The organism is Halohasta sp. A2 (genome assembly GCF_056175805.1).
In genome coordinates this window covers 1-12,019 of record NZ_JAQFWV010000091.1, presented here as the reverse complement: position 1 = coordinate 12,019, position 12,019 = coordinate 1, and the positions used below count along the sequence as shown (strand labels likewise).

The following is a 12,019-nucleotide window of genomic DNA, read 5'->3' as shown; positions in this document are numbered from 1 at the left end:
TACACTGTCGTATTGTTGACCGCTTCGACTTCATATCGACAGAAGGCGTCCAATTGCATACAACTTTCACGGAAACTGGACGGAGAAAGCACCGAGAGTGCGATTAATTAGCGGCGCAACGAGGCATGCTCTATGCAGATACCTTGCTGAATATCTCGGATATCGAAGTCATACTGGATCGAGCGTACAAGACGGTCTTCTATGCGATTCGAGAGGTGGAAGCCGCGGTTCACCGGGGCTTCCCCCTCGTCTGGAGTCAGTTCCAGCACGCGATCTCTGGACCAACGCAGATCGACGAGTCAGGAAAGGTCTGTTCAGGGTTCAAAGGTCAAGATCCGCCGCGTGACAGCCGCCACCGCGGCGAATCGTCCCGGACAGGACGATCACGCTGGAAAGGTCGTCACGGTGATCAACTGACGCTCGTCGCGGCCTGCCGCGACTCGCACCGTGTGATACGTGGGAAACTTGGTATCGACTATGACACCGATTCAGAGCCTGTAATGGAGGAAACTGCCGACCTCTCCCAGCCGCTGGGAGAGGTCTGGACAGACGGTCTCCAGGCCTATCGTCGGATGGATCACGACCACAAAATCGTGATTCACGACGAGACGTACGTCTCGTCAGAAGGAACCCATATCAATCAAGTAGAGTGCTTATTTTCGCTTGTCAAGCCGTGGCTGCAGAAGTTCCGCGGCCTGTCCAAGCACGGCTTGGAGCAGGCCGCTCACAGCTTTGGTATCGTTCGATCAGTAAACCTCGTCGGCGCATCGTTCGAATTCCTCGTCGACTGCCTTGCTATAGAGGGATTCCACGTTTCTACATAAGAGCGAGAACTCCCCTAAGAGTGTGATCCAAATCCACTAACAAACAACCAAACAGTCCAAATAGCTATGTTCAAACAATACCAACACTGACCTATGTCCAGCGGTACGATCAATATCGACGAGTTCGAGAACGCCGATGAAGATGAATTCGGGGAGCGGAACGACACTGAGCGGATCGTGTTGTTCCTCGATGAGAACGACGACCGTGCATGGAAGGCGGCGGTGATCGCCGAGCATCTTGAACTGGATACAGACGCTGTCAGTTCCATCCTCTCACGACTGAAAGAACGAGGTCTTGTGCGACACAAGCGCCCATACTGGGCGATCACTGACAACGAGGAGCGACTCCGAGCCGCCTACCGACTGCACCAGCACCACGAGATGGCAGATGAACAGTACGGCGAGGAACGTCTTGAGGAGCTACAGACTGACGATATGGAGCCCGTGCAGTGACCGCGTTCGAGGAACTGGAACGCGGCGATATCGTCTGGGGGACCGACCCGCTCTCTGATAAAGGTCGTCCGATGCTCGTGCTGGGGACACCTCGGTTCCCTAACCACGGCTTACAGCTCATCACAGTCTTGATTTCCACAAAGACCTACCACGAGGAATCACTCACACTTCGAGATACCGACTACGAGGGCGATCCACTCGGGAAACGAAGTCACATCCTTCCATGGTCGCTCGCAACCCTCAACAGTGCTGCAGAAGTCGAATTTCATATGACCTCACTCGTCGATGAACGCATTGAGGACGTGGCGAATCAATCGATCAATTACATTTCTTCCTGAGAGGGAGGTTCATCTGTGACTGCGCTCAGAAACCTCATAATGACTGCAAGGCGGAAACCCGCGACTTCAGGCGCGGGAGGAAGTCGACAAACCGGACACACAGCGCGTTCGATAGCAGGCTGACTCCCCCACGCCAATCCAAACCAATCTAAATACGCAGTGCTACATATGAAGTACAGATGGTGGAAGACTCAGGCACCCGAACTGTCCCCATCAAGCTCAATGTGGACGAGAGTGCCGCTGACCTCCTCCACCAGACAACTGATCACTTCCTTGACGCCGCCAACCACGTCGTAGACGTAGCGTGGGAACCAGACTGGAAAATTACCAGCAAGCAAAAACTCCACGACCTCACGTACTATGACGTTCGAGACGGCTCACCAACGACGGAATCCTTCACCGTGATGAAAGTGGCACCCACACCACATACTACCCTGATTACCGTCGCCAAGCGATGCAGGAGGCAATGCGACTACGGGATAGCGAGCACACCGTCGAAGAGCTCACGGACCGTCTCGCCGAGATGAAGGCACAAATTCGTGGTTGGGAGGATGACTTCGAAGTCGAGACACCGAACCAGCTTCGCGGGACGCTCGCAGACCAAACGCTTGACGTTGACGAAGAAGATCAGCGTCGTGAAATTGCTCGTGAGTGGGAGCATCTCCAGGGCCGAGTCAAAATTGTCGGGTTTGCAATCCGGGAGTGGGATTTCCTTGCTCCGGTATCTGGACCTGCTGAGGCCAGCAGCTAACGGATGTCGGTTCCGCACCCAGGTGGTAATCCAAACACAAATCTCTACGCGCAACTGAAACGGGACGTCTTCGACCGTGTACCACATATTGTAGCCTTCGACATCCTTCTCGTTGTCGTCCATATATTAGTGAATAAGACGCTGGCGTTAGGGATCACGTTCTTGACGCTGACGATCTTTGTCGTCATACCCGCTCATGGACCCATTTACCGCTTAGAATTAGTTAAGATGAGATAATACGGGCTCACACAGCCGCACGCAACGATCTACCGGCTGGTCGACGCGATCGCTGCCAACCGGCTGTACTCGTCGTTCGAGAGCGAAATTGAGGAGGCAGCAATGTTCTCTTCGAGGTGTTCTACGCTTCCAGTGCCTGGGATTGGCAGCATCACATCTGAGTGTTCGAGCAACCACGCAAGGGCAATCTGATAGACGGTAGCTTCGTGTGCATCGGCAACATCCTGAATAGCTTCGATATCGGAGATTGACCCAGCAGCGATCGGGAAGTAAGGAATGAAACCGATCCCGTACTCCTTACAGGCTTCGAGGACATCCTCGTGGTCACGGTTCAATACATTGTATTGGTTCTGGACTGTCGCGATCTCGACGTGATCCCTGGCCTCGTCGAGCTGGTCGACGCTGACGTTCGAAAGACCAACGTGATCGATGAACCCTTGATCTTTGAGTTCGGCGAACGCTGTGACACTGTCCTCAAACGGCGTGTCCGGATCGGGGCTGTGCAGTTGGTAAAGATCAATTGAGTCCACGCCGAGGCGGTCACGGCTGACAAGCACCTGATTGCGGATATAGTCGGGATCAGCGTGGCTGAGCCACTCGCCGTCACTGTTTCGGAGCAACCCAGCCTTTGTGGCGATGGTCACGTCGCTCGCATCGATTGCCTCGCGAAGCAGGCGTTCGCTGACGCCCGGCCCATAGGAGTCTGCAGTGTCGATGAAGTCGACACCGAGGTCGACGGCCTCCTGGACGACCGCTTTGGCAGCCTGTTCGTCCTCGGGGGACCCGATGATATCCTCGCCACAGAGGCGCATCGCGCCGAACCCCAGCCGGTTCACTGTCCTTTCTCCGTCAAGTTCGAACGTGCCGCTCTCGTTTGTGGGTTTCATAGAACCGTGTGCGTCCGGAAATGAGTTATTTCTGGTGGTCCTCGATCTCTTGATCGGTGCGCCCAACGTGGTCATGGTGGAGGACACTGCCGACGAAGATGGCTACTTCTCGCGAAGGAATTCCTCACACCGGTCGACCATTCGGTCGGTGAACGCCTTCGATATTTGCCCTTGAGGATTCGCAACTGCTCGGTGTTTGATCGTCCCGATGACCCACGGCGAACAGTACGATGTTTTGTCGGGGTTACGGCCAGTCACCCAGTCATCTCCAACCTCGTGATTCGTTGGGAGATCACTCGTTGTGAGCGCAGCACAGAGGTACTCTTCGCCGGGAAACGGGAGGTGTTTTGCACTGAGTACTAGCCAGAGCCTCGGATTAGAACCCTCTCTGAACGGATCGGGTGCCCAGAATACATCGCCTTTCTGGAACCGATCACTCACGGTCTTTGCGAGGGTCAACAGCATGGTCTTGCCATTCGTCGTACGCCATTGGTTCATCTTCGTGGCTCGCCGCGACCTCGGCAGCATGGCCCGTCGCAGCGTCCACACTCTGAACATGGTCACTCACACGCCAGTAATTGCCTCTGTGGTCGACACGCCCAGCTTCGCGCAGACGGACGAGCGTCGGCCCCAGAGATCCTCTTGTGACGCCAGTTGCGTCTGCGAGCTCGCTTTGAGAGAATGCCTGGTCCGGATTGGATTCAAGAAACGAGAGAATCTTGTGTGCATTTGTTCCCGGAGTCGGACCACTGTCGTCGTCGATCTCCTCGAATCGGTCTGCGCTGATTGGCATATGTATCACTATGTATCGGATGTACTAAGACATTTGGCTTCCTCAAATGAGTTAACGTCTCGCTGGTCCTGTTTCGCCCCTGGGTCAACGGCGAACTTCAGATTCGGATTCTTGATCTCGTTGTCCACCAGGCAGGCGACCAGCCAACTACCACATTGGTCAAAGAATAGGTGTCAAAATTACTCAGCTCGGCCATACAAACGAGACTTTCACGTAGAAACAAGATCACTGGGAGTGAACAATGAGACATCGTCTCGTTTGTCAGCGGCATCCTGCAACCCATCTGAAAACCCTGAGCGGCAGAAGCAACAGTAGTGATGAGTTATCTCTGCTCCGTTCGGAGGCGTCCATTCTACTTGGGACGCACTCCGTTCGAGATCTGCAAGATCACCCTCGTGCATCTCTCGTGTCGTGTATTTACACTCACCGGCGACGATCGTTCCGTCACTTGCGAGCCCGACGACATCCAGTTCGTGATGTCGATGCCACCAGTATCCGATTCGTCGGTACGTCTTCGGGATTAGTGAAACAAGCGCATTCTGGCAGACCAACTCAAACATCGGACCCATGTAGTCTGTGAAGGACGGTTCGATAAGTTGCTCGTAGGCGTCATCACCGAGTTGTGCGATCGTACCTGTTTGGCCGTAGACGTAGCGGAACCAAAATCGAAACAGTGGTTCTGTCAGTCGGTATCGACTCTTTCGAGTAGCATGTGGATTCGCTGTCACGGGAATATCACGCTCGATCAGCCTCAGTCGACGGAGTTTCGAGAGATACGCTCCGAGGGCGTTAGACTCTACCCCGGCGAAGTTAGCAATCTCATTGGCAGCACGTTTTCGGGTCGCGATAGCTCGTAAAATCGTATAATAGGTCTGTGGCTCCTGGATCCCAAACTCCGTACGGAGGAGGAACTCCGGTTCGTTGTGAAGAATACCGTGTTCGGAAAGGATGAGCGATTGGATATTTGCAGCAAGCGTCGACTCGGGAGACAGTGCCTGAAGGTAGTAGGGAGTCCCACCGAAGACACCCCATGACTGGATCGCTTCGTCGGCGTTCTCGGCTGGATAGAGTTCACGTGCATCAGCCAACGAAAGTGGGGGTAAGTCGATAGTTGCAGTCCGGCGACCGTACAACGGACTACCGCCACCGAGGACCTTCTCTTCCATAATGCTGATCGAAGAGCCTACAAGAACGAGTGTCATCTCCGTGTCCTGGAGATGTAGATCCCAGACACGCTGCACTTTCGAGGGGAGTGCGTCATCCGACTCGATCAAGTATGGGAACTCATCGAGGACAACAATCCCATTCTCACGACCCAGTGCTCGGAGGAGGGCTTCCCAGTCTCGCTGGATATCCTCCAGTAAGGGGAACGTATCGCCAGCCGTGTCGACGAAGTTAGTGAGTTGGGCAGCTGGTGTTTCCTCGGTTGCCTGCCAGTAGACAGCATCATCCCGATCCTGGATTGCTTCACGGACGAGTGCACTCTTTCCGAGACGCCGTCGACCATAGATGACGAGTAACTCAGCAGTCTCGCTCTCGAAACGCGACTGCAAGAGGTCGAGTTCATCATGGCGGTTGATGAATGGGGACGTTGGCATACGATCACTTAGTGAGAGTCCATTATAATAGCGACGATTATCTAAATTTGAGTTTTACTAATCTCAATTTTACTATTACACATACCCATTCGGTTTGTCGACAGCAGTCGCGTCGAGTGAGGCTCCAGAGAAACCGCCCTAAACGATGCCGCCGATGATGAGCAGACTGACGATCATCAAGAGTGTCGCGGCCACGCTCCCCCCAGCCAGCAGCTTGTTTTCCATGGCCTTCTCGTGAAACGGCATCTCAGCGTACTCGGTACGGAAGGATTCGAGATTCTCTTCATTGTAGAAGTACTTCGTTTTCAGCGCGAACCGTTCGCTGACCGCACAGCCGGTACATACTGGTTTGCCTTCCAGCCGCTCGGTTTTGATATGACTCCGACAGGCGATCGCTCCACAGTTGGCACAGTAGGTGTAAGCCTCCTCGACGCCGCTGGTTTCACAGTGAACGCACTGGTGAATCCCGTCCTCAATCGTAACTCGGGAGGGGCCAGCCGCGTAGTACTCGTAGGGATAGGAGTACTCACCAAGATCGGTCCTATGGCGCACTTCGGGAAGGTAGACCGGATCGATGGATTGGACCGAGATGTCGGACAGGTTCGGTTCGCAGGTCTTGTTGTATGTGACGTTGTTACCGCCGGTGTAGGTCACTGTTGTCGTGTGGTAGTCCTGGAGGTGATCGACGGCCCAGTCTTTGTACTCCGTTTGGGTCTGACCAAATCGCTGTTCATCAACTTCGTCGAATACGTCTCGGAATCGATCATCATCCAGCTCAACCGTTGCATAGAGATTCTCAATGACTAACGTCGCAACTGCGTCGTCGACTACGCGGGGGTGGCCACGTCCGGCATCGACAACGAACTGTGTGCGGTCGTTGATTCGGTGGACAACACCGACAGATGTCTCGAAAACAGCGTTCGTATCCGCAGTGATTGTGACTGTTGGGAGGAACCGAACTCGTGAGTGAGGGTCAGAGAGCTCGGCTTGGTCGATGTTGTCGATGCCACGGAACGCTTCTTCGAATGGCGCAGCGACCGATGTGGCGGCGTCGTAGGGGCGGAGAGTGTCGTTGCAGAGGATCTCGATGCGGCCATTGTAGAGATTGAGGCCGATATCGTCGGCGATTTCTCGGAGGCCTTGCCCACCGAGTAGTTCGATCGGATACGGGTCGTCATTTTTCCGTAGCCTGTCGGCGTACTCTTGGGCGGGTGCTGTGAATCGGCCGGTAGTGACGACCATCCCGCGCTTTGGGCCGTCAAAATCGAACGTGGCGATGGCTGAATGGAGTTTCTGGACGACCGGTCGACCAACGGTGTCGGTGTGTTTGCACTCGACGACGACTGCTCGACGGGTCCCGTCGACGACTTCTTCCATGAGGACGTCTCGGCCTTCGTCGGCTGTCCGCGTGGCTTGGCGGACGTTCTCGTAGCCGAGGTTCCGGAATATGTCCTCGATTACGTCTTCAAATTCAAAGCCAGAGAGGTCATCCAGGACTGCCATTCTAGTAGTATATGATGAATATCTCTCAGCTATTAAATACGTTATTTGTTGTTTGAACGTTCTAGTTGGAAGAATAATCAATCCAATAGAGACAGCACCTGACTGACGTAGGGGCTGTTATCCCAGCTCCGATACGGACTGATATTCGTAATCAGTGACCGTGCCTCCTGGTGAGTCATATGTCCGTTCCGTGCGTAATCACAGATCAAACGTGGTGTCGGCACAATCCGTGGTCCCTTGAGGACAGCATGGATAAGTGCGAAATTGGTCCCACCGAATTCGTCCGTGAGAAACCCGTCGACATCGAGTGCGTTTGCAAGAACGATTCCATCCGTTTCGCCGTCGTCAAGTCCGAATGTTGGTCTCGCCTCGGCGGTATCCGACCGTGCATACGGATCTTCGATTGTGTAGTAGTCTTGAGCCGCGAGAACGTTGGTAGCTGCAGCACTGTGGATATCCTGGTACTGTGTGATGTCACGGAGTTCCGAGACAACTTCGGGCGGGACAGAGACCTCACAGGCAGTAAGCAGATACTGAAGCGGATCTGGTTCGGTACTGGTATCGTACTCCTCGTCCGCACGCGGAACGGCGAGACTCACCAGTGCACTTGTGTCGGCAACGACCGTCCGTAGGCGTGACCTGCTCATTGGTCGTCGACATCGTCGGTCGCGACTGTCGTGGCATCTCCATCATAGATGTCGACGTCATCCGGAGCAGCAATATCGAGCGGTTCATCGGATAGATCAGATTTGAGAAGCCGGAGCCGTTGGGCGGTCTCAGCGCCGACGAGCTGTTTTGTGGTCTCGAAATCAAGTTGGTCATCGTAATACTTCGTCGCGACCAACTCTTGGAACGTCTCGTTGTCGGCAGTATCCTGTATATACTCCCGCATTGCCTCGACAAGAACATCCGTGCGATCCTTGTCGAAGAGGTCAGCGATCGCATCAAGCCGCTCAACGAGATATTCCGGTGACTGGAAATGGACTCGTCGGGGATCATCACTTGCACTCATTCTATGTGCAAGTTCTGCACACAGAACGATAACAATTTCGGCGTTTGCACAGAGCTTGCACATCAAACAGGGACGCCGTCTCTACAAGTCATAGATGTGAGAACATGAATTGTCGGATCCACTTCCGCCGTAAACGGCGGGCGTGAATCCGACAACGTTGATACAATTACTGTTCGGCAGTAATACGGATATTTAAGAACCATCGTGTCGTAGTATGACGCACACCGAGGCGGTCACACCGCCACCTAAATGCACAATATCGGGACTCCGAGAATCAGAACGTTTGAGACACCCATCTCGAACCGCTGTGGTGTCTCGGGTAGCAAGATAACTCCGAGTCCCATGCCGGGATAGGAGTAACGGCGGTGTGACCCCGCCATCGGTCCGTCATGCCGACAGGTCGTAAACCAGCAAATATCCCAACTCAGCGGTGCGGAGCCGTGGGAAGCCTCGCCGTTTACGGCGAGGAGGAGGTCACTCATCACACCCCCTAATCAACAGATTCCAAATCGTTTGTGTGTTCTACTATGAGTACAAAACAAATCCCCTCGTTGAGAGGCTATCCTGTCGTAGGCAATACTATCGGGTGGGCAAAGGATCCGTTTGAATTTAATCATACACTCGTCAAAGAAGTCGGTGATATTGCTCGACTCAAAACAATTAAAGATGATATCTGCATTGTAGCGCACCCTGAATATGCTGAGTCCGTGTTGGTCTCTGATAAAGACGCGTTCGGAAAGACACCCGACTTCACAACGGCGTTTGGTAGCGGCTTGGTCGCAGCAGAGGGTGAGCTTTGGAAACGAACGAGAGGGGCCCTCGATGAGTTCTTCTACCCGGAACGAATCAAATCGTATTTCGATATAATGGTTGGCGAAACACACCGCCGTGTTGATCGGTGGGAAAACGGTGAAACCCTGCCCCTATGTGATGAAATGAAATCGCTTGCGCTTGAAAACATCTTCACAACGCTGTTTGACACGCAACTAGATATTGGAGGTAACAAACCACTCCGAAAGGCAGCAAATGATCTAAATAAGAGATTTACGCCAACATCATGGGCGCTCCCTGAATGGGTTCCAACACTTGCACGGTACCGGTTTGACAAAGCTGTTGAACAACTGCAAACAGAGGGTCGGTCCTTACTCAAACAAACGGATTCCGGGGCAGGATCATCTGATAATCTGTTAGCGGCATTGGTGGATTCGAGTGCTGACCATGGGCTTTCTGAAGATGAAATCCTCTCACAGATACAGACGTTTATCTTCGCTGGTCACGACACGACTGCCCTCACGCTCACCTACGCACTACATTTACTAGGGACTCACTCGGAAGTTCGTAGGCGGTTTTATGACGAAATTGACTCTGTGCTTGGGTCTGAAGACCCGACGTTCATGGATGCTGGCGAGTTGACCGTTGTTGAAAACGTTATCAACGAAGCGATCCGGTTGTATCCACCCATCCACGCGATCCCTCGTACAACAACACAAAACGTTACGCTTGGGGAGTATGAGCTTTCCAAAGAAACTGAAGTACACCTCTCTGTAAGAGAGCTCGCTCGTGACAGTCGGTTCTGGGATGACCCAGACCAATTTCGCCCAGAGCGCTGGAATGAAACAACACCAACAGAGATGGGCTATTCGTATATTCCGTTCGGTGCAGGCCCACGAATCTGTCTTGGACGGCGTTTTGCACTCCTCGAAACCAAACTCGTGTTAGCGATTATCGGCCAACAGTACCGACTTGAACCACAATCCGAATTAAGGGTAAATCCTAAAATGACCACCCAACCCGATGACGACGTTCCGGTCGTTGTTCGGACGCGATAGCGTTATCCCATCGATTCATTTCTTTGAAGATTGCTCGGGCGTGGGGACCACGGTTTTCTGGGAACCCACATTTTCAGTCGGTCAAACGACTTGTAGATTGTGTTGGAGTTCGGGAGATGGGCTTGATCTAAGCCAAGCACGTCTCGAATCTCGACCATGTATATCAGTCGATTCGGTGTTTCACGGCAGCTATGGCCCTGTTCAAGACGAATACAGTGCAAAACAACGTGAATCTAGCGGGCGAACCCGCCACTGGCGGGTCGCCCGCATGTTTCCCAACGCTTGTTTAGCTATCCCAAGACACTGTTCAACGATGTCGAGGATATCGATTTCCATACGTCAGAGTCGAATTCCTCGGTTCCATCCTTCTAAACTAGTGATATCGGCTAATTAGATCGCTATTCAACAGCGTATTTTAAACAGTATGCTAGAACGAAGGCAAGGGTCGCGGTGGTGACTGAGGGGACTATCGACGAAGCCTCTCCACTCACAGACAACCAACCAATGTCAAGACGGTCCCACTCGTCATCGATTCCTGTCCGTCTGGTCATCCCACGTTAATCGTCCATGTCGACGGCGAGAAAGCCAGCTCGGTAGCGGATCGTGTTGAGGAATGCTCTGCTGAGTAACTTCACTACGGGGGTCCCGTCCGATAAAATCCAAGCAACCAGAGGCGTCAAGTCAGCACTAAATGAAACAATTCTGGACTGAACACGGAACCCACACGCAGTGTGAACACCATTCAAAGGATGACATCGGGGTCTTGGCGACAGTTGAGTAACCACTGCTGCTCTGTAGCAGATCAATAAGAGGGTATGGTCGACCAGTGAGCGCTGTTTTTGTTGTGTTCACATCGAACAGCGACTCACTGGAACATTGTTAACCAACAGACTACATGGATGCGTCAGATTTTGTTGGTTAAGTTGTCTCGGTGTGATACCGCGAACGTGCATCTCGTACGGACAAGGCTTCGAGTTGTGGCCGTCAGATGTGTCAGTACAGCTGCTGAGTATCTATATCGCTGGTTACGTGGGTATCACAGAGTGATCCAAGTCCCACCTGGTTTGATAGGTTGGTCCAAGAATTTTCTGTGATAAAATAGCGTCCGCTCCGTATGGTCGGTAATCCGGTGATGCTTCTCAACGAACCGTCGGACTCAGTTCGAAGTCGCGGCGCGGTGAGCAGGTCTCAGAACGAGACCTGCTCGGGGCCGTGCTCGCCAGGGGTAAGCTGGTCGCGGTCGCTGTAAAAGCGCCGACCGATCGCCTTGTGACTAACTCCCGTGAGCACCGTTTGGGTGACAGCCTCGGGGGTCTCGAACGTTTCTTCGCCCAACAGGCCGAGGGCCTCGCCGATCGTTTCGGTTCCGTTCGGCAGCGTTAGTTTGTTTTCGCCGAAAGCGGCGATGAGTTCGCTCGTTGTCGCAGGGTACTGGTGGTCCGCAAACAAGTCGGTCGTTTTATTCGGTCGCATCAATCTAATTGAAGCTGGCCCTATTGTTAATGGTTCTGCATGGTTTCTTGGGCATCCTGCAAAGGACACTAGTATTCATTAAGGATTTGTAGCCCAGTGTCGCTGAACGCCGGTGTCGATACCGATGGTCAACGACCCCACCCTACTTCGCTCAGTCTGACGACTCCGCTCGTTGAGGGTGTCGCCAGAACTCATAGTAATTAGCGAATCTTATTGAGGAATCCACCGAGGTGATTATCAATCCAAGATGAGGCAAAACTCAGCTTTTCCGTCAGTTGATTGAACAGCCCATCAAGAAGCGTTCGGTACTCGTCTTCGCCG

Annotated in this window: 11 protein-coding genes and 5 pseudogenes; 6 read left to right on the top strand and 10 right to left on the bottom strand. The window is 53.2% G+C overall.

Annotation, left to right across the window (positions count from 1 at the left end):
* Window positions 1-125 precede the first annotated feature (125 nt).
* The 5 genes and pseudogenes from O2S87_RS16710 to O2S87_RS16690 form a co-directional block, all read left to right on the top strand.
* A pseudogene (locus O2S87_RS16710) lies at window positions 126-824 on the top strand (IS1595 family transposase); the annotation flags it as partial.
* Window positions 825-917: 93 nt separating this feature from the next.
* A complete protein-coding gene (locus tag O2S87_RS16705) occupies window positions 918-1,277 on the top strand; it encodes a MarR family transcriptional regulator (protein WP_475409896.1) in 360 nt (119 codons plus the stop codon).
* Window positions 1,274-1,615 carry a PemK-like protein gene (locus O2S87_RS16700; protein ID WP_475409895.1) on the top strand — a complete coding sequence of 114 codons (342 nt, stop codon included), beginning with the start codon at window positions 1,274-1,276 and terminating at the stop codon, window positions 1,613-1,615. Before O2S87_RS16705 ends, O2S87_RS16700 begins: the two co-directional genes overlap by 4 nt.
* A gap of 179 nt (window positions 1,616-1,794) precedes the next feature.
* A pseudogene (locus tag O2S87_RS16695) lies at window positions 1,795-1,998 on the top strand (RNA-guided endonuclease TnpB family protein); the annotation flags it as partial.
* Window positions 1,989-2,366 (top strand): annotated as a pseudogene (locus O2S87_RS16690) (DUF7342 family protein); the annotation flags it as partial. The pseudogenes O2S87_RS16695 and O2S87_RS16690, both read left to right, overlap by 10 nt.
* A 266-nt stretch (window positions 2,367-2,632) precedes the next feature.
* Here the strand turns inward: O2S87_RS16690 and O2S87_RS16685 are convergent.
* The 7 genes from O2S87_RS16685 to O2S87_RS16655 all read right to left on the bottom strand — a co-directional run bounded on the left by O2S87_RS16685 (window position 2,633) and on the right by O2S87_RS16655 (window position 8,396).
* The gene (locus O2S87_RS16685) at window positions 2,633-3,490 is read right to left on the bottom strand and encodes an aldo/keto reductase (protein ID WP_475409894.1); all 858 of its coding nucleotides are present in this window, start codon (window positions 3,488-3,490) and stop codon (window positions 2,633-2,635) included.
* A gap of 102 nt (window positions 3,491-3,592) precedes the next feature.
* Window positions 3,593-3,955: a hypothetical protein gene (locus O2S87_RS16680; protein ID WP_475409893.1), complete on the bottom strand. Its 363-nt coding sequence runs from the start codon at window positions 3,953-3,955 to the stop codon at window positions 3,593-3,595.
* Window positions 3,924-4,283, bottom strand: a complete 360-nt coding sequence (locus tag O2S87_RS16675; protein WP_475409892.1) for a winged helix-turn-helix domain-containing protein — start codon at window positions 4,281-4,283, stop codon at window positions 3,924-3,926. Before O2S87_RS16675 ends, O2S87_RS16680 begins: the two co-directional genes overlap by 32 nt.
* Before the next feature lie 209 nt (window positions 4,284-4,492).
* Entirely contained in the window at window positions 4,493-5,881 is a 1,389-nt protein-coding gene (locus tag O2S87_RS16670) for an ATP-binding protein (protein ID WP_475409891.1), read from the bottom strand.
* A gap of 138 nt (window positions 5,882-6,019) precedes the next feature.
* On the bottom strand, window positions 6,020-7,384 hold the full coding sequence (locus tag O2S87_RS16665; protein WP_475409890.1) for a restriction endonuclease: 1,365 nt from the start codon (window positions 7,382-7,384) through the stop codon (window positions 6,020-6,022).
* A gap of 77 nt (window positions 7,385-7,461) precedes the next feature.
* Window positions 7,462-8,031 (bottom strand): hypothetical protein, encoded by a 570-nt coding sequence (locus tag O2S87_RS16660; protein WP_475409889.1) that lies wholly within the window; start codon window positions 8,029-8,031, stop codon window positions 7,462-7,464.
* Window positions 8,028-8,396 (bottom strand): hypothetical protein, encoded by a 369-nt coding sequence (locus tag O2S87_RS16655; RefSeq protein ID WP_475409888.1) that lies wholly within the window; start codon window positions 8,394-8,396, stop codon window positions 8,028-8,030. Before O2S87_RS16655 ends, O2S87_RS16660 begins: the two co-directional genes overlap by 4 nt.
* A 527-nt stretch (window positions 8,397-8,923) precedes the next feature.
* Between O2S87_RS16655 and O2S87_RS16650 the strand changes: the two genes are divergently transcribed.
* Window positions 8,924-10,225 (top strand): cytochrome P450, encoded by a 1,302-nt coding sequence (locus tag O2S87_RS16650; protein WP_475409887.1) that lies wholly within the window; start codon window positions 8,924-8,926, stop codon window positions 10,223-10,225.
* Window positions 10,226-10,281: 56 nt separating this feature from the next.
* Here the strand turns inward: O2S87_RS16650 and O2S87_RS16645 are convergent.
* From O2S87_RS16645 to O2S87_RS16635, 3 genes and pseudogenes are all read right to left on the bottom strand, one after another.
* Window positions 10,282-10,561: pseudogene (locus tag O2S87_RS16645) on the bottom strand (IS5/IS1182 family transposase); the annotation flags it as partial.
* Window positions 10,562-11,413: 852 nt separating this feature from the next.
* Window positions 11,414-11,698, bottom strand: a complete 285-nt coding sequence (locus tag O2S87_RS16640; protein ID WP_475409886.1) for a DUF5789 family protein — start codon at window positions 11,696-11,698, stop codon at window positions 11,414-11,416.
* A 200-nt stretch (window positions 11,699-11,898) separates the two neighbouring features.
* A pseudogene (locus tag O2S87_RS16635) lies at window positions 11,899-12,019 on the bottom strand (IS630 family transposase); the annotation flags it as partial.